Source organism: Streptomyces nitrosporeus (assembly GCF_008704555.1).
Lineage (GTDB): Bacteria > Actinomycetota > Actinomycetes > Streptomycetales > Streptomycetaceae > Streptomyces > Streptomyces nitrosporeus.
In genome coordinates, this window is the sequence record NZ_CP023702.1 from 4,676,812 (window position 1) to 4,697,109 (window position 20,298).

Below are 20,298 nucleotides of genomic sequence, written 5' to 3' on the forward strand. Positions count from 1 at the left end.
GCGGGCCGAGGCCCGGAACGCGGAAGGACCCGCCCTTCGCCGGGCAGGTCCTTCCGTGACACGCACGCCACACGCACCGCGCACGCCACACGCACCGCGCACATCACATGCACCGTGCACATCACGCGTACCGCGCACGCCACACGCACATCACACGCGCCGTGCACGCCGTGCCGGGCGACGCGCGCCCGGTGCCGTGAGGGGCGCTCACTCCTCCAGGGTCAGGCCCTTCCGGAGCTTCACCAGGGTCCGGGAGAGCAGCCGGGACACGTGCATCTGCGAGATGCCGAGCTCCTCACCGATCTCCGACTGCGTCATGTTGGCGACGAACCGCAGGGAGAGGATCATGCGGTCGCGCTTCGGCAGCGCGGCGATCAGCGGCTTCAGGGACTCGATGTACTCGATGCCGGCGAGGCCGTGGTCCTCGTAGCCGATGCGGTCGGAGAGCGCCTCGCTGTCGTCGTCCTCGGGCTTGGCGTCCAGCGAGCTCGCGGTGTACGCGTTGCTCGCGGTCATGCCTTCCACGACCTCTTCGTGCGTGATGCCCAGGTGCTCGGCGAGCTCGACCACGGTGGGAGCGCGGTCCAGCCGCTGGGCCAGCTCGTCACCGGCCTTGGCGAGGTCGAGCCGCAGCTCCTGGAGCCGGCGCGGTACGCGCACGGACCAGCTGGTGTCCCGGAAGAAACGCTTGATCTCGCCGATGATCGTCGGCATCGCGAAGGTCGGGAACTCGACGCCGCGGCTGAGCTCGAAGCGGTCGATCGCCTTGATCAGGCCGATGGTGCCGACCTGGACGATGTCCTCCATGGGTTCGCTGCGCGAACGGAACCTGGCGGCGGCGAACTTGACCAGCGCGAGGTTGAGTTCCACCAGGGTGTTGCGGACGTAGGCGTACTCGTGGGTGCCCTCTTCGAGGGTTTCGAGCCGCGCGAAGAGCGTCTTCGACAACGCCCTGGCGTCGAGCGCGCCCACTTCGTCGTAGGGAGGGATCTCGGGGAGTCCCTCAAGGCCGTCACAGGGAAGGCCGGGTCCGCCGCCGGAGGCGGCAGGGGTGCGCGGGCCGGGAACGGCGCTCGCGGCGGGGGAGTCGGAATCGGTCGGTCCCTGAGGACATGTCGACGCCGCGAAGGGGGTACGCGTTACGTCGAGCCGGGGTGACATGGTTCTCCTCCATCGTTCTCGGCATATGGCTGCCGATGCCCATACGTGTTCCTGCGGTGAAGCGGCGCCTCCGAAGCCGGTTGGTCTGCGTACAGAGAAAATGGCCCTTCTACCCTTACCCGGTTCGTGCCAGGAGTTACAAGCGCCAATTGCGCATATATGTCCGGTTTGTTGAACTCTCCGACTACCGTGTGGCGAGGGAAACGCGTAATGTTTCACGGACGTCGGCAAAGGCCGCGCGAAAGCCGCGCACAGGGTGCTGCGGACAGTGACGGACGGCGAAGAGGAACGGCATGGACCGCGGGACGGTCGGCAGTGCGAACCGGGGTCGGCTTCAGGTCGAGGTCCGGACCGAGGGCGGCAGTGAGGTCGTGACGCCGGTGGGTGAGCTCGATCACCACACCGCCGATCTGCTGCGCGAACCTCTGGAGAGCGCGGTCGAGCAGGGGCGTACGCGCCTCGTGGTCGACTGCTCACGACTCGAATTCTGTGATTCCACCGGGCTCAACGTGCTGCTCGGTGCCCGCCTGCAGGCGGAGGCGGCCGGGGGAGGGGTTCATTTGGCCGGAATGCAGCCGGTGGTGGCTCGGGTCTTCGAGATCACCGGGGCCGAGGCGGTCTTCACCGTCCACCCCAGCCTCCAGGAAGCCCTGGCCACCTGACGGACGGCCCCGCCCGCCCGGCGGTGGACGACCCCGCGTATCGCCCGCGTCACTCTTCCGAGGCGGCCGAAGTGGGTGTTGTCACGAATCGCTCGGGCAGAAGACACCTCGTCGGGGTCACGGAGCCCGCACACTGTGTATCTGATCAATATCTTTTCGTCGCCATACGGTGAAACGGTGAGGTGAAGCCCTGATGAGTACCACCCGGCAGCATCCGCCGGGCGGCCTCGGCCGCGAGCCGGACGGTGCGGGCGTCAGCTCGGCCGTTCCGGCGGACCGGCAGTGGCGCTCGCTCTCGCTGAAGCAGGCCAGCGGTATCGTCCCCATGGCCCGCGACTTCGCCCGGCAGGCCCTGTACGACTGGGGCTGGCTGCCGGCGTCCGGCGCGGACCGCAGAGCGGCGGCCGAGGACGTCCTGCTCGTCGTCTCCGAGCTCGTCACCAACGCCTGCCTGCACGCGGACGGCCCCGACGAACTCCGTATCGGCTGCTCGCGCAGGGTGCTGCGGGTCGAGGTCACCGACCGGGGCGCCGGGCAGCCGGCACCCCGCACCCCGCACCGCGCGGGCCGGCCCGGCGGGCACGGCATGTTCATCGTGCAGCGGCTCTGCCTGGACTGGGGCGTCACCCGCACCCCCGACGAGCCGGGCAAGACCGTCTGGGCGGAGCTCGCGGCGCCCGCGTGACCCCCTGAGGGGGCGGGCGGACCCGGAAATACGGACGAGAGAAGGCGAGAGGCGGTACCGGATCCCCGGTACCGCCTCTCGCCCGTTCCGGCCCGCGCCCGTCCTGGCCCGCGCCTGCGCCCGGACCCGCGCACGGGCACCGCCTCCGCCCTCACACGGGCACCGCCTCCGCCCGCACACGGGTACCGCCCCCGCCCCGTGCGCGGGTCCGGTACGGCGGAGGGGCCGCCGCACCCGTCTCCGGATGCGGCGGCCCCTCCGTTCAGAGCCGGGCCCGCCTCAGCGGACGTCGCCCATCAGGGCCTTGACCTTGCCGCGGTACATGAAGATCGCGGCACCGGCGAGGACCGCGAGGGCCGCCTGGAGTGCCACCACCCCGGTGCCGTTGAGCTCGACACCCGCGATGGACAGCAGCCCCGTGGTGCAGTCACCCGCGGTGACCGCGAGGAACCAGACACCCATCATCTGGCTGGCGTACTTCGCCGGGGCCATCTTGGTGGTGACCGAGAGGCCGACCGGGGAGAGCGTCAGCTCGGCCACCGTCTGCACGAAGTAGATCGCCACCAGCCACATCGCGGCGGCCTTGTGCCCGTCGCCCGCGATGGTCAGCGGCATCAGGAACAGGAAGAACGAGGCGCCGACCAGGACCAGGCCGGAGCTGAACTTCACGATGGTGCTGGGCTCCTTGCCCCGCCGGTTCAGCGCCATCCAGAACGCGGCGAAGACCGGGGCCAGCGCCATGATCAGGACCGGGTTGACCGACTGGTACCAGGAGACCGGGAAGTCCCAGCCGAGGACCGAGTTCTCCGCGGAGGAGTCCGCGAAGATCGCCAGGGTCGAACCGCCCTGGTCGTAGATCATCCAGAAGATGGCCGCGGCCACGAAGAACCAGATGTAGCCCGACATCTTCTTCTGCTCGGTGGCGCTGAGCTCCTTGTCGCGCTTGATGCGCGCCAGGACCATCACCGGGATGACCAGACCGGCGACCGTGATCGGGACCAGCAGCCAGTTCAGCGTGTAGACGCCGGTGACGACCGTACCGAGGTAGAAGACGGCGGCGACGCCCAGCCAGATCATGGACTTGCGCAGCGTGGAGGCGCGCTCCGCGGCGGACAGCGGCTTCGGCACGACGAGGCTGCGCTCGTTGAGGTGGCGGGTGCCGAGCATGAACTGGGCGACGCCCAGGCCCATGCCGAGCGCGGCCAGCGCGAAGCCGAGGTGCCAGTTGACGTTCTCACCGATGGTGCCGATGATCAGCGGCGCCGCGAAGGCACCGACGTTGATGCCCATGTAGAAGATCGTGAAGCCACCGTCACGGCGCGGGTCGTCCGGGCCGTCGTAGAGGTGGCCGACCATCGTGGAGATGTTGGACTTCAGCAGACCGGAGCCGATCGCCACGAGGCCGAGGCCCGCGAAGAAGGTGCCCTCGGACGGCAGGGCGAGCGTCAGGTGGCCGAGCATGATCACGGCGCCGGCGACGGCGACGGTCTTGCGGGGACCCCAGACCCGGTCGCCGAACCAGCCGCCGGGCATGGCGAGCAGGTACACCAGCGACAGGTAGACCGAGTAGATCGCCGTGGCCGTGGCGGGGTTCATGTGAAGCCCGTTGGGCGCGATCAGGTAGAGCGGGAGGAGGGCGCGCATGCCGTAATAGCTGAAGCGCTCCCACATCTCGGTCATGAAGAGAGTGGCCAGGCCGCGGGGGTGGCCGAAGAAGGTCTTCTGCGAACCAGTGGTACTGGCCGCGCCCTTCGTCAGGCTGGACGCCATGGTCGATCCTTGCTGGTCGGGACGCGCAGCCGCGTGAGCGTTGACGCGCCCGGTGGGGGGTGGCCGGCACCGGTACGGCTGCGCCACCCCCGACGCCCTGGGGGGATACGGCCCCGGGCTCCGTGGGGGAGCCGTGAGGCGATTGGCGACGGACCGCACCGGGATCCACGCCCGGTACGCATCCTCGCGCTCCGGGCCCGGCCCACAGGTCATTCACTACATTCACCGACGGGCCGGCGGGAACCGGGCCCGTACACAAAAGGACCTTTGGCGCGAAACGCTGCCAGAAGGTCCTTCAGCGGTGAAACAGGCGTCGAGTCACCATACGGCATGTCGATGGGCGATATGGAAGGACTTGAGACATGGATCACAGGTGGCCGGGGAGTGGCACTCTCACGTTCGAAGGCCGGTGACCGATTCGTGGCCCTGGGTCGCAGGGCCTCGTCAGCCCCTCACCTCCGGTGCCCCGTGCGGACTACCATCACTCCATGACCCGTGTACTGCTCGCCGAGGACGACGCATCCATCTCGGAGCCGCTGGCTCGCGCCCTGCGGCGTGAGGGGTATGAGGTCGAGGTCCGCCAGGACGGCCCGACCGCGCTCGACGCCGGACTCCAGGGCGGCGTGGACCTGGTCGTGCTCGACCTGGGGCTGCCCGGCATGGACGGCCTGGAGGTCGCCCGGCGGCTGCGTGGCGAAGGGCACACCGTGCCGATCCTCGTACTGACCGCACGGGCCGACGAGGTCGACACGGTCGTCGGCCTCGACGCGGGGGCCGACGACTACGTCACCAAGCCCTTCCGCCTCGCCGAGCTCCTCGCCCGGGTCCGCGCCCTGCTGCGCCGCGGCGCGTCCGAGCCCGCCCCGCAGCCCGCCACGCACGGTGTCCGGATCGACGTCGAGTCGCACCGGGCCTGGATGGGCGAGGAGGAACTCCAGCTCACCGCCAAGGAGTTCGACCTGCTGCGGGTCCTGGTCCGGGACGCGGGGCGGGTCGTCACCCGCGACCAGCTGATGCGCGAGGTCTGGGACACCACCTGGTGGTCCTCGACCAAGACCCTGGACATGCACATCTCCTGGCTCCGCAAGAAGCTCGGTGACGACGCGGCCAATCCCCGTTACATCGCCACCGTGCGGGGCGTCGGCTTCCGCTTCGAGAAGAGCTGACGTACGACACAGCCATGCGCCGCCGACTGATCAACTCCACGCTCGCCGTGGTCCTCGTGGTGATCGCCGTGTTCGGCCTCTCCCTCGTCATCGTGGAAACCCGCACCATCAGCAACAGCGCCCAGGAGAGCGTCGACTCGGAGGCGCTGAGACTGATCAGCGTCGTGGAGAGCCGGCTCCTCGGCGAGGAGCGGATCTCCCCCGACGTCCTGGCCGAGCAGGTGGACCCCCGGCGCTACGCCCGCGTCGAGATCCCCGGGCGGTCCCCGATCGAGGTCGGAGACCGCCCCGCGGACAGCGTCATCCGCAGTACGGAGACGGGGGAGCGGGGCGAGAAGGTCACCGTCGAGGAGTCCCGCTCCGCCGTGACCCGGGAGGTCGGCCGCACCCTGCTGATCATCGGCGCGGTGGCCCTGCTCGCGATCGTCTCCGCCGTACTCCTGGCCGTACGCCAGGCGAACCGGCTCACCTCGCCGCTCACCGACCTCGCCGAGACCGCCGAACGCCTGGGCTCGGGCGACCCCCGGCCCCGGCACAAGCGGTACGGCGTCGCGGAGCTGGACCGGGTCGCCGACGTGCTGGACGCCTCCGCCGAACGGATCGCCCGGATGCTCACCGCCGAACGGCGCCTCGCGGCCGACGCCTCGCACCAGCTGCGCACCCCGCTGACCGCGCTCTCCATGCGGATCGAGGAGATCTCCGTCACCGACGACCCCGACACGGTGAAGGAGGAGGCCAGCATCGCTCTCACCCAGGTCGAGCGGCTCACCGACGTGGTGGAGCGGCTGCTGACCAACGCCCGCGACGCCCGTACCGGCGGCTCCGCCGTCCTCTTCGACCTGGACGAGGTCATCAAGCAGCAGCTGGAGGAGTGGCGCCCCGCCTACCGCAGCGCCGGCCGTGCCGTCGTCTGCTCGGGCAAGCAGGGGCTCCAGGCCGTCGGCACCCCCGGCGCCGTCGCCCAGGTGCTCGCCGCGCTGATCGAGAACTCGCTGATGCACGGTGGCGGCACGGTCGCGCTGCGCACCCGGGTCACCGGCAACCAGGTGGTCGTGGAGGTGACGGACGAGGGGCCCGGGGTCCCGGCGGACCTCGGCGCGCGGATCTTCGAGCGCACCATCAGCGGCCGCAACTCCACGGGGATCGGCCTGGCCGTGGCCCGTGACCTGGCGGAGGCCGACGGCGGACGGCTCGAACTGCTCCAGCAGCAGCCGCCCGTCTTCGCGCTCTTCCTCAGCCGGATCGCCCAGCCCCGCAAGGAGACGGACCGCCCGGTCCGCTGAACCGCCCGGCCCGGGCGGGAGGAAGCGGCGCGGGAAGGCAGGCGCGCGGGACCGGTCAGCTGCGGCCCCGGCCGGTCAGCCGCGGCCCCGGACCGGTCAGCCGCGGCCGGACCCCGGGGTCGTCACCTCGTCGGCCGGTCGTCGTTGTCCCAGAAACCGCTCCGCGTTCAGCACGGCCTCCTTGGCGGGAAGCGCCCGGAAGACCCAGGTGCGGTACGACCAGAAGCGGAACAGGGTGGCCACCCCGATCCCGACGACCTTGAAGACGTTGCTCTGGACCGGCCCGTCCCATCCGAAGCCGTACGTCGCGATGTACAGCACGCCCGTCTCGATCACCGCGCCCGCGGCGCTGAACAGCAGGAACAGCGTCAGCTCCCGGGTCCGGCCGCTCTTGTCGCGGTCCCGGTAGGTCCAGTAACGGAAGCCGACGTAGTTGAAGAGGATCGCGACGACCGTCCCCATCAGCCCGGCCCGGACCACCGGGATGTCCGTGGCGCGCCAGATCACGTTGGACACGACGATGTTGACGACCAGGCCCAGGGCCCCGACCGCGCCGAACTTGGCGACCTCGCGCGCCAGCAGGTCAAGCCGGGTCCGCAGTGCGCCCCGTTCGCTCATGTGGTGGCTCGTCCCGTCCGGTCGGTGTGCGTCGACCCGGCCATGCTAGAGCCTGTCCGGCGGAACCCGCCGTGGCCGGGGCGTTCGGCGGAGCCCGGCCGGAGCCCGCCGGAGCGGGTGAGGGCCCCCCTCCCGGGCCCGATACCCTGGCAGGGTGACGTTTCCGGTAGTCGGCATGGTCGGTGGCGGGCAGCTCGCCCGAATGACCCACGAGGCGGGTATCCCCCTCGGCCTCAAGTTCAAGCTCCTCAGTGACACCCCCCAGGACTCGGCAGCCCAGGTGGCCGGTGAAGTCGTCGTAGGCGACTACCGCGACCTGGACACGCTGCGCGAGTTCGCGCGCGGCTGTGACGTGATCACCTTCGATCACGAGCATGTGCCGACCGAGCACCTGCGGGCCCTGGAAGCGGAGGGCATCCCCGTCCGCCCCGGCCCGGACGCCCTGGTGCACGCCCAGGACAAGGGGGTGATGCGCGCCAGGCTCACGGAGATCGGCGCACCCTGCCCCCGCCACCGGATCGTCGCCGACCCGGCGGATGCCGCGGCCTTCGCCGAGGAGGTCGGCGGTTTCCCGGTCATCCTGAAGACCGTGCGCGGCGGGTACGACGGCAAGGGCGTCTGGGTGGTGCGCTCCGAGGCCGACGCGGCCGAGCCCTTCCGGGCCGGTGTGCCGGTGCTCGCCGAGGAGAAGGTCGACTTCGTACGGGAGCTGGCGGCCAACATCGTCCGCTCGCCGCACGGCCAGGCCGTCGCCTACCCGGTGGTGGAGTCCGTCCAGGTCGACGGGGTCTGCGACACGGTCATCGCCCCGGCACCCGGCCTGGACGAGCAGCGCGCCGGCGAGGCCCAGCAGCTCGCCCTGCGGATAGCCGCGGAACTGGGCGTGGTCGGCCACCTCGCGGTCGAGCTCTTCGAGACCCGCGACGGCCGCATCCTGGTCAACGAACTGGCCATGCGGCCCCACAACTCCGGGCACTGGACCATGGACGGTGCCATCACCTCGCAGTTCGCCAACCACGTGCGGGCGGTCCTCGACCTCCCGCTCGGCGACCCGCGCCCCCGCGCCCCCTGGACGGTCATGTGCAACGTCCTCGGCGGCGACTACCCGGACATGTACCAGGGCTACCTGCACTGCATGGCCCGTGACCCGCAGCTCAAGATCCACATGTACGGCAAGGACGTGAAGCCGGGCCGCAAGGTCGGACACGTCAACACCTACGGCGACGACCTGGCGGACGTGCGGGAGCGCGCCCGGCACGCGGCCGACTACCTGCGAGGAACGATCACCGAATGACCGCACCCGGTACCGCCCCCCTCATCGGCATCGTCATGGGCTCGGACTCCGACTGGCCCGTGATGGAGGCGGCGGCCAAGGCCCTCGACGAGTTCGAGATCCCCTACGAGGTCGACGTCGTCTCCGCCCACCGCATGCCGCACGAGATGATCGCGTACGGCGAGGAAGCGGCCGGCCGCGGCCTCAAGGCGGTCATCGCGGGGGCGGGGGGCGCGGCCCACCTGCCCGGCATGCTGGCCTCCGTCACCCCGCTGCCCGTCATCGGGGTCCCGGTGCCCCTGAAGTACCTGGACGGGATGGACAGCCTGCTCTCCATCGTCCAGATGCCCGCCGGAGTGCCGGTCGCCACCGTCTCGGTCGGCGGCGCGCGCAACGCGGGCCTGCTCGCCGCGCGGATCCTCGCCGCCCACGACAGCGCGCTGCTGGAGCGGATGAGGGAGTTCCAGCAGGAGCTGAACGACCAGGCGACGGAGAAGGGCAAGCGGCTGCGGGCCAAGGTCCAGGGCGCGGACTCCTTCGGCTTCGGGAAGTAGGGCCGTCATGGAGAACGCCGGGAACACGGACCTCCTCGCCCACGCCCGCAGGCTCCTCGCCGCCCACCCCGTCGTCGACGGCCACAACGACCTGCCCTGGGCGCTGCGCGTGCAGACCGGTTACGACCTCGGCGCCCGGGACATCTCCGCCGACCAGACCGGCGTCCTGCACACCGACATCCCCCGCCTGCGGGCGGGGGGCGTCGGGGCGCAGTTCTGGTCGGTGTACGTCTCCACCGAACTCACCGGTGACGACGCGGTCAGCGCCACACTGGAGCAGATCGACGTGGTCGCCGAGCTCCTCGCCCGCTACCCGGCGGACCTGGCGCGGGCCCTGACCGCCGACGACATGGAGAAGGCCCGCGCCGAAGGGCGCATCGCCTCCCTGATGGGGGCGGAGGGCGGCCACTCCATCAACAACTCCCTGGGCACCCTGCGCGCCCTGTACACCCTCGGCGTCCGCTACATGACGCTGACGCACAACGACAACACCGACTGGGCGGATTCGGCGACCGACTCCCCGGCGGTCGGCGGCCTCTCCGAGTTCGGCCGCGAGGTCGTACGCGAGATGAACCGCGTCGGCATGCTGGTCGACCTCTCCCATGTGGCGGCCACCACCATGCGGGACGCGCTGGCCACCTCCGTCGCGCCGGTGGTCTTCTCGCACTCCTCGGCCCGCTCGGTCTGCGACCACCCGCGCAACATCCCCGACGACGTGCTGCGGATGCTCGCCGGGAACGGCGGGGTGGCCATGGCGACCTTCGTCCCGAAGTTCGTCCTCCCGGCCGCCGTCGAATGGACCCTGGCCGCCGACCGCAACATGCGGGAGCACGGTCTGCACCACCTGGACACCACGCCCGCGGCGATGCGTATCCACGCGGACTTCGAGGCGGCCCATCCGCGTCCGCTCGCCACCGTCGCGACGATCGCCGACCATCTCGACCACATGCGCGAGGTCGCCGGGATCGACCACATCGGCATCGGCGGCGACTACGACGGCACCGCGTTCCTCCCGGCGGGCCTGGAGGACGTCTCCGGCTACCCGAACCTGGTCGCGGAGCTGCTCGGACGGGGCTGGTCGGACGCGGACCTGGCCAAGCTGACCTGGCGGAACGCGGTACGGGTACTGCGGGACGCCGAAGCGGTCTCCCGGGAGCTGAGCGCACTGCGCGGCCCGTCCCACGCGACGATCGAGGAGCTGGACGGGCCCGCGGCCTGACGGTCTCCGCTCCGTCGCGGGCGGGCCCGTGGGCCCTCGCCGCCGTGAGGGGGCGGGGGCCCGGCGGCCGTGCCGGCTCCGCCGCCCGGCCCCCTCGCCCCGTCGCGCGTGTGCGGCGGGGCGTCAGGCCTTCGGGCGGCCCATCGCCCGGTACGTCCAGCCGGCCGTGCGCCAGACCACGGGGTCCAGGGCGTTGCGCCCGTCCAGGATGATCCGCTGCCCCACGACCTCGCCGAGCGACGCCGCGTCCAGCTCACGGAACTCGCGCCACTCCGTGAGGTGGAGCACCACGTCCGCACCGCGCACCGCGTCCAGCGCCGTGTCCGCGTAACCGAGCGTCGGGAAGAGGCGGCGGGCGTTGGTCATGCCCTTGGGGTCGAAGACGGTGACCTGGCCGCCCTGGAGGTGGATCTGCCCCGCCACGTTCAGGGCCGGCGAGTCACGTACGTCGTCCGAGTCCGGCTTGAACGTCGCGCCGAGCACCGCCACCCGCTTGCCCAGGAAGGCACCGCCGCCGACGGCCTCACGGGCCAGCTCCACCATGTGCCCGCGGCGCCGCATGTTGATCGAGTCGACCTCCCGCAGGAAGGTCAGCGCCTGGTCGGCGCCGAGCTCGCCGGCCCGCGCCATGAACGCCCGGATGTCCTTCGGCAGGCAGCCGCCGCCGAAACCGACACCGGCCCGCAGGAACTTCTTGCCGATCCGCTCGTCGTGGCCCAGCGCCTCCGCCAGCTTCACCACGTCACCGTCGGCCGCCTCGCAGACCTCCGCCATGGCGTTGATGAAGGAGATCTTCGTCGCCAGGAAGGAGTTGGCGGAGGTCTTCACCAGCTCGGCCGTCGGGAAGTCCGTCACCACGAACGGCGACCCCTCGCCGACCGGACCCGCGTACACCTCGCGCAGCAGTTTCTCGGCCCGCTCGCTGCGCACCCCCACCACGAGCCGGTCGGGGTGCAGGGTGTCGTCCACCGCGAAGCCCTCACGCAGGAACTCGGGGTTCCAGGCCAGCTCCGCGGCGGCGCCCACCGGGGCCAGTTCGGCCAGCCGGTCCGCCAGCCGGGCGGCGGAGCCCACCGGGACGGTGGACTTGCCGACCACCAGGGTGGGGCGCTTCAGCTGAGGGGCCAGCGACTCGAAGGCGCTGTCCACATAGCTCATGTCACAGGCGTACTCGTTGTGCTTCTGCGGGGTGTTCACGCAGACGAAGTGGACGTCGCCGAACTCGCCGACCTCCTCCCAGGAGGTCGTGAAGCGCAGCCGGCCCGTGGAGCCCTCGATGCCCGCGACGTGCTTGCGCAGCAACTCCTCCAGCCCCGGCTCGTACATCGGCACCTTGCCCGCCGAGAGCATCGCGATCTTCTCCGGCACGACGTCGAGCCCCAGGACCTCGAACCCCAGCTCCGCCATGGCCGCGGCGTGGGTGGCCCCGAGGTAGCCGGTGCCGATCACAGTGATCCTGAGGGCCATGAGTGCTCCTGAACGATGCGGACGGTGGTGCGGAGCCGAGCATATCCGGGGGGCCGGAGGCGGCCGTTTCCGCGTCTGCGGGCCGTCGGCGCGGTCCCGCGGCGCCGTCGGCGCGGCCTCGCCGGGCGTACGGAATCAGCCGTTCCGTGTCTGTCGGCAAGCTCACGCGCCCTGCCTGTATGCCCCCGCGAGGACGGGCACCTAAAATTGGGTTACTTAACAGTAGTTAGCATCGTTGGGGAGTGAACGTCTTGGCGGGTTCGACCGATTTCGACCTGTACCGTCCGGCCGAGGAGCACGACATGCTCCGCGAGACGATCCGTTCGCTCGCCGAGGCGAAGATCGCGCCGTTCGCCGCGGCGGTGGACGAGGAGGGGCGCTTCCCGCAGGAAGCCCTGGACGCCCTGGTCGCCTCGGACCTCCACGCGGTCCACGTCCCGGAGGAGTACGGCGGCGCGGGCGCCGACGCGCTCGCCACCGTCATCGTGATCGAGGAAGTGGCCCGCGCCTGTGCCTCCTCCTCCCTCATCCCGGCCGTGAACAAGCTGGGCTCGCTCCCGGTGATCCTCTCCGGCTCCGAGGCGCTCAAGAAGAAGTACCTGGGCCCGCTCGCCAAGGGCGAGGCGATGTTCTCGTACGCCCTCTCCGAGCCGGACGCCGGATCCGACGCGGCCGGCATGAAGACCCGGGCCGTGCGCGACGGCGACTTCTGGGTGCTCAACGGTGTGAAGCGCTGGATCACCAACGCCGGTGTCTCCGAGTACTACACGGTGATGGCCGTCACCGACCCCGAGAAGCGCTCCAAGGGCATCTCGGCGTTCGTCGTCGAGAAGTCGGACGAGGGCGTCTCCTTCGGGGCCCCGGAGAAGAAGCTGGGCATCAAGGGCTCCCCGACCCGCGAGGTCTACCTCGACAACGTCCGCATCCCCGCCGACCGCATGATCGGCGAGGAGGGCACCGGCTTCGCCACGGCGATGAAGACCCTGGACCACACCCGCATCACCATCGCGGCCCAGGCCCTCGGCATCGCCCAGGGCGCCCTCGACTACGCCAAGGGCTACGTCCAGGAGCGCAAGCAGTTCGGCAAGCCGATCGCCGACTTCCAGGGCATCCAGTTCATGCTCGCCGACATGGCGATGAAGCTGGAGGCCGCCCGCCAGCTCACCTACTCGGCCGCCGCCAAGTCCGAGCGCGTCGACGGCGACCTCACCTTCTTCGGCGCCGCCGCCAAGTGCTTCGCCTCCGACGTCGCCATGGAGGTCACCACGGACGCCGTCCAGCTGCTCGGCGGATACGGCTACACCCGTGACTACCCGGTCGAGCGCATGATGCGCGACGCCAAGATCACCCAGATCTACGAGGGCACGAACCAGGTCCAGCGGATCGTCATGGCCCGCAACCTGCCGTAGGCGGCGGGACCGCCCGGCTCCACGGCCGGCGGGGCGCCCCGGGAGGAGCGCGCCCCGCCGGCCGCTGTTCCGGCTCGCTGCCGGGGGCGGTCAGGCGGTGTAGAGCGTGGGGCGTTCTGCCGTGTGGTCCGGGGTGAGGCCTTCCACGGTGAGGTTGCCTGTCCGGAGCTGATCACGGTTGGCGTAGGTGGTTTCGAAGCTGACGCGCTTCCCGCCGGGCTCCAGCTTCCAGCCCCGGTCGGGGAAGTGTGCGATGCGGTCGCTGCCGCAGACGAACGCCCGGGTGGCCTGGGTGAGTATCCACTGGGCGAGTTCGGTGTCCTTGGCCGTGGGCCTGCCGCAGGAACGGGCCATCTGCCACAGCCGTGGCCACTCGACACCAGGGGTCAGGGGGCCGATCACGGCCACGTCCCCGATCCGCCGTTCGTCCAGGTGGTGTGTGGCGTAGCCGAAGACCGTGCCGAACATCGCGAACACCGTGACCCGGCCCCGCCCGGTCAGGCCCTCGTCATCGCTGCTCATCTCTGGAACCCTTGCCTGGGGCGGTCCGGGCGCCTTGGCCGCGCCCGGACCGCTTCCGATCGGTGGGGACGGGGATCAGCAGCCGTCGCCGTCACCGCAGCACGCGGGCGGATTGCAGTCCGCTGCCGCGCCCCATAGCCGGTCGTCCACGTGGAACCCGGCGGCCCTGACGCGGTCCACCACGGAACCGATCAGCGGGCGGGTGCGGACGGCGGCCTTGGGCTCGTGTCCGAGGAAGAACCCGAACTGCTCCTCGCACCACATGGCGTATGCCTGGGTGTGGAGCACGAACGAGTGCCATCCGGGGTCCACGGTGTCGGACGGGGTCATGTCGAACGCGCGGCTGTCGCCCATGACCTTGAGGAAGGCCAGGGCCTGGTCCACGATCCTGCGGGCGGTGGACAGCTCGTGTCCGTACTCCTGCGCGCAGAACTCCGACACCTTCTCGAACAGCTCAGGACTGACGAGGTCCCGCCCGCGCCGTAGGGCAACAGGCGTTTCCAGCATGGTCGTCACAGTGAAATTCCCTTTTCTCTCGACGGTTGGGGACCGGTTACGCGGCAGGCGGCGATGGGATCCTCTCCGCTGCACCCAGTAGCTGGCCCAGCCGCACGCACTCGGGGCAATCGGCCACCGGCCGGGGCGAGGGGCTTTCCTTCCGCGTAGGCAGCGTCGCCGTTGGTGCGTGCCACCGCTTCGGTTCCGTCTTCGTCACGCCCTGCTCCCCGATCGCTTCCGAGGCCGATGGAACGACCCTAGAAAGCGGGGAACGGAGCGGGCCACGATCTTGCACCAGCTTGCACGCGAACTAGTCGAGGGATGTGATCGCGTCCGAGATCAGAGCTCGGGCGGGGGCACCGTAGACGGCAAGCTTGGACAGCCCCGAGAACGCCTTGGCATACGTGGCGACTTCGCTGGGCGCTGTGACGTTCACTGCGGCCGTGAGCAGTTCCACGCTCGCTTGGCGGCCGTCGAAGAGATAGAAGGCTTCAAGGGGCCAGACGAGCCGCTGGGCCGTGAATGGGATTACCCCGAGGCTCACGTTCGGAAGCGCCATGACAGCCAACAGGTAGCCGAGCTGTCCAGCCATGACCGCTGCGTCGCCAATGCGGTAGCGGAGCACCGTTTCTTCCAGTAGCAGAGCGAAACGGTGGTTACCGTCCTGGAGCACGCGTGAGCGTTCGATGCGGGATGCTGCCGCCGTCTGCGAGTCGTCAGGAGTGCCTTGGAAGGCGGCGATGGTCGATAGCAGAGCTGCCGCGTACGCCTCGGTCTGGAGCATGCCCGGTACCACGTTCGAGCAGTACACACGGAAATGGCGGGTCTGCTCGTAAAGGGGGACAACCTCCTCCTGTGCCCGGCGCATGCCGTGCCGGTGCAGCTTCTGCCAGTGGACGTACATCTGGTCGGCTTGCCGGTTCGCCGCGATCAGGTCGTCTGTCTGGTCCTCCGCTCCGCACGCTTTGCACCAGGCACGGATGTCGGCGGCTGACGCAGGGGTCTTGGCCCGCTCGATGCGGGATGACTTCGCGGGGCTCCAGCCACACCGAAGAGCCAGCTCATGCCCGGTCAGCTCCGCGTCTTTACGTAGGCCCCCGAGGCGGGTGGCGATGGCTTCACGGGCGGCCTGGGCGCTGGACGAGGGGGACGCGGACATGAGTGGACTCTTCGATTTCCTTCAGGTCAGACCGTGTACTTCTCATGCGGGATGCCGCGTTCCCAGACCGCTTCGAACGCAGCCGAGGCCAGTCCTGCCACGGCGGGCTCGGAACGAACCTCCCAGCCGGGCTCGGACCAGTTCCCATCCCCGGAGAAATGGTTGAAGAGCACGATCTCTCCGTCGAACACCCAGCAGTCGTTTCCGGGAAGCGCGATGTCCGAAGCCTGTCGCCTGGGGAGCCAGCGGACCTGCTCCCCGGCGTGAAGGTTGACCACGGTGCCGGCGTGCTCGTACCGGATGTAATCCGTTACCGGTTCCGATACGACGCGAGCACGACGGACCGTCACGCCTCGGGCCACGGAGTTGCGCATCAGATCAACCCACGGCGTCCAGTAGACGGACGCCGGGTCGATGTCACGCCGTCCCGTACGTTTCCAGACCTCGAAATCCTCGGCCTCATCCCCGACGTCGTACGAGTCGCGCAGTTCCAGGTGCACAGCCGAGTGTTTGGCTGCGGCCAGCAGCTCGTTAAAGCCCGGACCGTTCTGCGACATCGCACGCCTTCCTGAGCATCGGCACCATACGGACCGGAATCCGAACCACGGCTTCGTGCAGAGGGATGCCCGGAGCGTGCCCGGGGATCTCGAACGCCGCGCACTCCGCTTCCAGTTCCTCGTCCGGCTTCCAGCCCTGGAACACCAGCTCTCCCTTTCCCGCGTCCACCCATACGGTGGGGGAGCCCTGCTGCCCGGTGTCTGGATCAATCCCGATGAACCGTAGTGCCATGACTGCCTCCGGTGTCGAGTGGCTTACGCCAACTTGCATGAGTGTCATTCCTGCCTCGCTGAGGCGTCAAGAGGGCGGCCAGAGCACCATGGGAGGTTCGGAAGGCGCTGTGGCGCCCTGGCCAGGTAAGACAGACACGCGATCATGGGTGGATGCCAGGGAGTTCTCCTGCATAAGGGATGTCCGTGCAGGTCAGCGTGAGGCGCACTGCGAAGCCCCCAGATCTACGAAGGCGCGAGCCAGGTTCAGCGGATCATGCTGGTTCGTGCCCTGCCGTAGCGGGCGGGTCCGGTCAGCTCCGCGACCGGCGGGGCGCCCCTCGGGCGGCGCCCCGCCGACGCGTTACGAGCGAATGCCGGTCGGGGGGCGGCCGCCCGGCCCGCACTGCTGATGCCGCTGACGAACGCATGGTTGGCAATGTCGTGTTGCTGGACTCCTAGGAGTTGTCGTCAAAGGCCAAGCCCATGTCGTGAGGGGGCGAGGGAGGATCGATCGGGCGGTGCCTCGGTGACATGCCGGGGGGTGCTTCTACGCTTCCGACCATGGATGTGGACGATCTTGCATGGCAGGTGAGCAACTATCGCGGTCTACCCCCGAGAACGGTGCGTCTCCTGTTGGAGCACGGTCACCTGAATCTGGTTGCCCAGGCGGCAGTGGATCGTGGCGAGTGGTTCTGTGCCGAGGGGGCGGTAGAGGAGTTGTGCCAGGCGGGGGACTTCGGGCGCGCGCTTTCTGTGATGGAGCCGTTCGTCGTGGCGGGGTGGCGGGCTGCCTTGTATGCGAAGGCCGAGATCCTGCTCCGGACGGGTCGCAGGACGGAGGAGGCTTTGGATCTGGTACGTCCGGAGGAAGCCGGCCGAGCCTCTGTGACTGAGTGTCGTGATTTTGCTGAGGTGCTCGGCAAGGCAGGGCGCATCGACGAGGCCATCGAACTACTCGTCCCGCACCTCGACAAGTCGTGGCTCCTGTCCATTTTGGTGGGTATCACCGATGGGCAGGGTCGTGACGAGCGGGTGCTGGAGCTGATTGCCCCGCTCGCAGACCATGTACGTCAGGCCCGTGGCGAAGAACACCGGGACTACGCCTTGTCCGACGCTCAGGAGTTGCAGGCCCGTGTGCTGGAGCGGGCGGGCCGTGCTGATGAGGCAATCCGGATCCTCGGCCAGGACATCGCTGGGCGCCGTTTCCTCGCTCAGAACACCCTAATCGCCTATGCCGAACTGCTGGCACGTCACGGGCGGCTCGAGGAGTTGCGCGAACTGGCCGGCGGCGGGGATGCGCGCACCGTCTTGGACATCTACGCGGGTGCGCTGCGCCATCATGGCCGGGTCGAAGAGGCCGAAGCCGTGATGAGAGACGCCATCGCCGCCGACGACTGGGTCGGGTACAGGGCGTGGCTTTCCTCGATGCTGCTGGCAGAAGGCCGGCTGGACGACGCGATCGTCGTCGCGGAGCCCGGCTTCGGCTGGTACGACTGCTCCAACCTCCTGGCACCACTCGTCCACCCGCTTCTCGACCGCCCCGAGGAACTGCTCTATCTGGTCGAGCACCCAAGGGTCGTGCCCCACCACGGTCACGAGGAGTTCCAGCACTGGTGGCGGGCCTGGGCACTCGCCGGCCTCGGCCGCGTCGACGAGGCGATCACCGTGGCCGGTCTTGACCGCCCCTGGACCGATCCCCGTATCGTCAAGGCCGACCTCCTCAGGCGGGCCGGCCGTCTTGACGACGCCGCCGATGAACTGCGGGCCCTGGGCACGATCAAGGCACGTGAGGAACTGTGCGAGATCCTGGTCCTGCAAGGGCGGGCGGACGAGGCGATAGCCGTCCACCCCACAGTGGCGGAACAGCGCGCTGCCGAACCGAAGCCCGAGCCCGTCCCTCTCAGCGACAACGGGTACTCCCTGGAGCCACCTTTTTAGGGATTGCCCCTCGCTTCACACCCACATCAGGAGTGAGGCGAGGGCGACTGGGGCCTTGACCCCGGTTTCTGGACACGGGTTATGCGGCTTGCTTCAGCGTGGTTGACGTCGTTCGGTGCGCATGTGATTCGCGATCGCCCAGCCAGTCAGACGCCGTGAGGCGAGGTCGATGACGGTGGCCAGATAGAGGAACCTGCCGCTCTCCAGGGGGAGGTAGGTGATGTCACCGACGTACTTCGTGTTCGTTTCCCTCGCGGTGAAGTCGCGGCCGATCAGGTCCGGGGCCTTCGCCGCGGCCGGGTCCGCGACCGTGGTGCGGTGTCTTCGTCGCAGCCTCACGCCCGCCAGATCGATGCTCCGCATCACGCGTGCGACCCGCTTGTGGTTGACGCGCTCGCCGTCCTCGCGGAGCTCGGCGGTGATCCTGGGGACACCGTAGGTGCCGTCCGATTCCCGGTGCACGGCCCGTATCCGTGCGGCGAGATGGGCGTCGGTCGCCTGCCGGGCTGCCCGGCAGGCGGCGGTGCGGCGCCAGTAGCAGAAGCTGGAGCGGGCAATGCCCAGGATGGTGCACAGCCGCTTCACGCCGTAACGGCGCTGGTGGTCGGCGACGAACTGGAAGCGGTTCACCAGCGCGTCTCCCCGGCGAAATACTTCGCCGCCTTCCGCAGGATCTCGCGCTCTTCCTCCAACTCGCGGATCTTCTTGCGCAGGGCCGCGTTCTGCGCCCCCAGCGCAGTGGGCGGCTCGACGGACGCCTCGGCCCGACGGCCCCGCGGCCGACTCGCACCGGCCGCCCTGACCCAGTTCCGCAACGTCTCCGGGTTCACCCCCAGATCAGCGGCGACCGGCCTGATCGTCGCTTCGGGCCGCGACTCGTACAGCGCGACAGCGTCCGCCTCGAACTGCGGCGGACAGTTCTTCATGACCACGAGATCTCCGTTCTCAGATCCTCAGGATCCAGTGTCTCGTGTGTCCAAGATCCGGGGTCAAGGCCCCATTTCGTCAGAAGTTTTAAAGCGCCCAGCTCTACGAGGGCACGAACCAGCTCCAGCGGTTCGTAATGGCCGCAACCTGCCGTGAGCGGCGGGGACCGCCCGGCTCCACGGCCGACGAGGCACTCCGGGAGGAGCGCCCCGCCGGTCGCCGTCCCGGCGGGTCGGTCCGGGACCGCGCGTACGGGGACGCCCGGGCCGGGGTTCAGGGGTGCCGGCGCCGGCGTGCGTCCCGGGGTGGCAGCGGTGGTTTCGAGGCGGGGAACCAGTCCATGCCGAAGCCGTAGGCGCGGTCGACCTGTTCGTGGATGATGACGTCCGGCCGGCCGGTGAACCAGCGGACCTCGCGGCACACCGTGACCCCCTCGGTGTCCGGGGTGACCAGGGCGATCGCACAGGCCACCGCGGACTGCGGGGAGTCGTCCAGCAGGATCCGGCAGCCGGGGTCGCCGGGGGCGGTCACCGTCACCGACGCGCCCAGGCGGCGGAAGTCGGCGGCGCCCTCGTAGATGTACACGAAGAAGAGCAGCCGTTCGAAGAGGGCGCCCCGGGCCAGGTCCACCCGCAGCGTCTCGCCGTCGGAGGAGTCCCCGGTCCGGTCGTCGTGGTCGAGGGAGATGTACGGCCATTCGGTCAGCGAGCCGTAGTCGTCGGCCAGGGCCTGCACCACGCGTGCCGTCCCGTCCCTGAACGCCACCAGACAGCACAGGTTGAGGTCCGCGCCCGCGTCGGGCAGCCAGTTCAGATTGGCCTGGAGCGTGCCGCGTCCGCCGAAGCGGGCGCGCGGTGCCCGGCCGGTGAGCAGGGGCGGGTGCTGCGGGGAGGGCTCCGCCCCGCCGGGCACCGGGGTGCGGACCGTCGCCGGGAGCCGCGGCGGCCCGGTCCGAGCCGGGGGCGGGGGTGGTTCCGTCCGGGCAGGGGGCGGGGGCGGTTCCGCCCGCGCCGGGTCCCGTGGTTCCGTCCCGGCCGGGGGCCGTGGCCCCCGGAGCCGGATCACGCCGCGCTTCCGGTCGTCCGTACTCATGGCGGCCCCCCAGCCGATACGTTCCGGTTCTGGAACAACGTCTGGATCCTAGCTCCGCCTGACGGGGTGTGGGATACGCTCGGCGGCCAGTGACACAGCGTACGTCCGGTGTCGCTGCACGGGGG

19 protein-coding genes and 1 pseudogene are annotated in these 20,298 nt (G+C 69.9%); 9 read left to right on the plus strand and 11 right to left on the minus strand.

The genetic code is table 11. The annotated features are described in order from the left end of the window. Nucleotides 1-207: 207 nt before the first annotated feature. On the minus strand, nt 208-1,161 hold the full coding sequence (locus CP967_RS20775; RefSeq protein ID WP_150489411.1) for an RNA polymerase sigma factor SigF: 954 nt from the start codon (nt 1,159-1,161) through the stop codon (nt 208-210). Nucleotides 1,162-1,454: 293 nt separating this feature from the next. On the opposite strand from CP967_RS20775, the gene CP967_RS20780 reads away from it, so the two are divergent. Both CP967_RS20780 and CP967_RS20785 read left to right on the plus strand, forming a co-directional pair. Continuing rightward, nucleotides 1,455-1,823 (plus strand): STAS domain-containing protein, encoded by a 369-nt coding sequence (locus CP967_RS20780; protein ID WP_150489412.1) that lies wholly within the window; start codon nt 1,455-1,457, stop codon nt 1,821-1,823. Between the two features lie 193 nt (nt 1,824-2,016). Next, entirely contained in the window at nt 2,017-2,508 is a 492-nt protein-coding gene (locus CP967_RS20785; protein WP_150489413.1) for an ATP-binding protein, read from the plus strand. Between the two features lie 279 nt (nt 2,509-2,787). Here CP967_RS20785 and CP967_RS20790 read toward each other — a convergent pair whose 3' ends face one another. Continuing rightward, nucleotides 2,788-4,278: an oligopeptide:H+ symporter gene (locus CP967_RS20790; protein ID WP_150489414.1), complete on the minus strand. Its 1,491-nt coding sequence runs from the start codon at nt 4,276-4,278 to the stop codon at nt 2,788-2,790. A gap of 488 nt (nt 4,279-4,766) precedes the next feature. Between CP967_RS20790 and CP967_RS20795 the strand changes: the two genes are divergently transcribed. Further along, nucleotides 4,767-5,444, plus strand: coding sequence for a response regulator transcription factor (locus CP967_RS20795; RefSeq protein WP_150489415.1), 678 nt, complete (start codon nt 4,767-4,769; stop codon nt 5,442-5,444). Between the two features lie 14 nt (nt 5,445-5,458). Beyond that, on the plus strand, nt 5,459-6,727 hold the full coding sequence (locus tag CP967_RS20800) for an ATP-binding protein (protein WP_150489416.1): 1,269 nt from the start codon (nt 5,459-5,461) through the stop codon (nt 6,725-6,727). 96 nt (nt 6,728-6,823) lie between these two features. On the opposite strand, the gene CP967_RS20805 is transcribed toward CP967_RS20800, so the two are convergent. Continuing rightward, nucleotides 6,824-7,345: a GtrA family protein gene (locus CP967_RS20805; protein ID WP_150489417.1), complete on the minus strand. Its 522-nt coding sequence runs from the start codon at nt 7,343-7,345 to the stop codon at nt 6,824-6,826. A 154-nt stretch (nt 7,346-7,499) separates the two neighbouring features. Here CP967_RS20805 and CP967_RS20810 point away from each other — a divergent pair, with 154 nt between their 5' ends. From CP967_RS20810 to CP967_RS20820, 3 genes are read left to right on the plus strand one after another with little or no spacing between them, the layout of a single operon-like run. Continuing rightward, on the plus strand, nt 7,500-8,639 hold the full coding sequence (locus tag CP967_RS20810) for a 5-(carboxyamino)imidazole ribonucleotide synthase (RefSeq protein WP_150489418.1): 1,140 nt from the start codon (nt 7,500-7,502) through the stop codon (nt 8,637-8,639). Next, complete coding sequence (gene purE, locus CP967_RS20815; protein ID WP_150489419.1) at nt 8,636-9,172, plus strand: 5-(carboxyamino)imidazole ribonucleotide mutase; 537 nt, start codon at nt 8,636-8,638, stop codon at nt 9,170-9,172. Before CP967_RS20810 ends, purE begins: the two co-directional genes overlap by 4 nt. 7 nt (nt 9,173-9,179) lie before the next feature. Next, nucleotides 9,180-10,391, plus strand: coding sequence for a dipeptidase (locus CP967_RS20820; protein ID WP_150489420.1), 1,212 nt, complete (start codon nt 9,180-9,182; stop codon nt 10,389-10,391). A gap of 123 nt (nt 10,392-10,514) precedes the next feature. Here the strand turns inward: CP967_RS20820 and CP967_RS20825 are convergent, their stop codons facing one another. Beyond that, nucleotides 10,515-11,858: a UDP-glucose dehydrogenase family protein gene (locus CP967_RS20825; RefSeq protein ID WP_150489421.1), complete on the minus strand. Its 1,344-nt coding sequence runs from the start codon at nt 11,856-11,858 to the stop codon at nt 10,515-10,517. A 251-nt stretch (nt 11,859-12,109) separates the two neighbouring features. On the opposite strand from CP967_RS20825, the gene CP967_RS20830 reads away from it, so the two are divergent. Further along, on the plus strand, nt 12,110-13,267 hold the full coding sequence (locus CP967_RS20830) for an acyl-CoA dehydrogenase (RefSeq protein ID WP_150491968.1): 1,158 nt from the start codon (nt 12,110-12,112) through the stop codon (nt 13,265-13,267). Between the two features lie 90 nt (nt 13,268-13,357). On the opposite strand, the gene CP967_RS20835 is transcribed toward CP967_RS20830, so the two are convergent. The 5 genes from CP967_RS20835 to CP967_RS20855 all read right to left on the minus strand — a co-directional run bounded on the left by CP967_RS20835 (nt 13,358) and on the right by CP967_RS20855 (nt 16,235). Continuing rightward, nucleotides 13,358-13,789, minus strand: a complete 432-nt coding sequence (locus tag CP967_RS20835; protein ID WP_150489422.1) for a hypothetical protein — start codon at nt 13,787-13,789, stop codon at nt 13,358-13,360. 75 nt (nt 13,790-13,864) lie between these two features. Further along, nucleotides 13,865-14,296: a glycine-rich domain-containing protein gene (locus CP967_RS20840; protein ID WP_229888657.1), complete on the minus strand. Its 432-nt coding sequence runs from the start codon at nt 14,294-14,296 to the stop codon at nt 13,865-13,867. A 301-nt stretch (nt 14,297-14,597) separates the two neighbouring features. Further along, on the minus strand, nt 14,598-15,446 hold the full coding sequence (locus tag CP967_RS20845) for a helix-turn-helix domain-containing protein (protein ID WP_150489423.1): 849 nt from the start codon (nt 15,444-15,446) through the stop codon (nt 14,598-14,600). Between the two features lie 26 nt (nt 15,447-15,472). After that, a complete protein-coding gene (locus CP967_RS20850) occupies nt 15,473-16,003 on the minus strand; it encodes a DUF6879 family protein (RefSeq protein WP_150489424.1) in 531 nt (176 codons plus the stop codon). After that, nucleotides 15,978-16,235 (minus strand): hypothetical protein, encoded by a 258-nt coding sequence (locus CP967_RS20855; protein ID WP_150489425.1) that lies wholly within the window; start codon nt 16,233-16,235, stop codon nt 15,978-15,980. The genes CP967_RS20850 and CP967_RS20855 overlap by 26 nt, the downstream gene beginning before the upstream one ends. A 542-nt stretch (nt 16,236-16,777) precedes the next feature. On the opposite strand from CP967_RS20855, the gene CP967_RS20860 reads away from it, so the two are divergent. Beyond that, nucleotides 16,778-18,154 (plus strand): tetratricopeptide repeat protein, encoded by a 1,377-nt coding sequence (locus tag CP967_RS20860; RefSeq protein ID WP_150489426.1) that lies wholly within the window; start codon nt 16,778-16,780, stop codon nt 18,152-18,154. A 111-nt stretch (nt 18,155-18,265) separates the two neighbouring features. Here the strand turns inward: CP967_RS20860 and CP967_RS34735 are convergent. Both CP967_RS34735 and CP967_RS20875 read right to left on the minus strand, forming a co-directional pair. Beyond that, nucleotides 18,266-19,086 (minus strand): annotated as a pseudogene (locus CP967_RS34735) (IS3 family transposase); the annotation flags it as partial. A gap of 268 nt (nt 19,087-19,354) precedes the next feature. Then, complete coding sequence (locus CP967_RS20875; RefSeq protein ID WP_229888641.1) at nt 19,355-19,993, minus strand: tellurium resistance protein; 639 nt, start codon at nt 19,991-19,993, stop codon at nt 19,355-19,357. Nucleotides 19,994-20,298: the final 305 nt, after the last annotated feature.

Excerpts from the sequence above, each read along its gene's own strand:
- CP967_RS20775 (WP_150489411.1), bottom strand. The coding sequence starts at position 1,161 with ATGTCACCCCGGCTCGACGTAACGCGTACCCCCTTCGCGGCGTCGACA.
- CP967_RS20780 (WP_150489412.1), top strand. The coding sequence starts at position 1,455 with ATGGACCGCGGGACGGTCGGCAGTGCGAACCGGGGTCGGCTTCAGGTC.
- CP967_RS20785 (WP_150489413.1), top strand. The coding sequence starts at position 2,017 with ATGAGTACCACCCGGCAGCATCCGCCGGGCGGCCTCGGCCGCGAGCCG.
- CP967_RS20790 (WP_150489414.1), bottom strand. The coding sequence starts at position 4,278 with ATGGCGTCCAGCCTGACGAAGGGCGCGGCCAGTACCACTGGTTCGCAG.
- CP967_RS20795 (WP_150489415.1), top strand. The coding sequence starts at position 4,767 with ATGACCCGTGTACTGCTCGCCGAGGACGACGCATCCATCTCGGAGCCG.
- CP967_RS20800 (WP_150489416.1), top strand. The coding sequence starts at position 5,459 with ATGCGCCGCCGACTGATCAACTCCACGCTCGCCGTGGTCCTCGTGGTG.
- CP967_RS20805 (WP_150489417.1), bottom strand. The coding sequence starts at position 7,345 with ATGAGCGAACGGGGCGCACTGCGGACCCGGCTTGACCTGCTGGCGCGC.
- purE (WP_150489419.1), top strand. The coding sequence starts at position 8,636 with ATGACCGCACCCGGTACCGCCCCCCTCATCGGCATCGTCATGGGCTCG.
- CP967_RS20820 (WP_150489420.1), top strand. The coding sequence starts at position 9,180 with ATGGAGAACGCCGGGAACACGGACCTCCTCGCCCACGCCCGCAGGCTC.
- CP967_RS20825 (WP_150489421.1), bottom strand. The coding sequence starts at position 11,858 with ATGGCCCTCAGGATCACTGTGATCGGCACCGGCTACCTCGGGGCCACC.
- CP967_RS20835 (WP_150489422.1), bottom strand. The coding sequence starts at position 13,789 with ATGAGCAGCGATGACGAGGGCCTGACCGGGCGGGGCCGGGTCACGGTG.
- CP967_RS20840 (WP_229888657.1), bottom strand. The coding sequence starts at position 14,296 with ATGCTGGAAACGCCTGTTGCCCTACGGCGCGGGCGGGACCTCGTCAGT.
- CP967_RS20845 (WP_150489423.1), bottom strand. The coding sequence starts at position 15,446 with ATGTCCGCGTCCCCCTCGTCCAGCGCCCAGGCCGCCCGTGAAGCCATC.
- CP967_RS20850 (WP_150489424.1), bottom strand. The coding sequence starts at position 16,003 with ATGTCGCAGAACGGTCCGGGCTTTAACGAGCTGCTGGCCGCAGCCAAA.
- CP967_RS20855 (WP_150489425.1), bottom strand. The coding sequence starts at position 16,235 with ATGGCACTACGGTTCATCGGGATTGATCCAGACACCGGGCAGCAGGGC.
- CP967_RS20860 (WP_150489426.1), top strand. The coding sequence starts at position 16,778 with ATGGATGTGGACGATCTTGCATGGCAGGTGAGCAACTATCGCGGTCTA.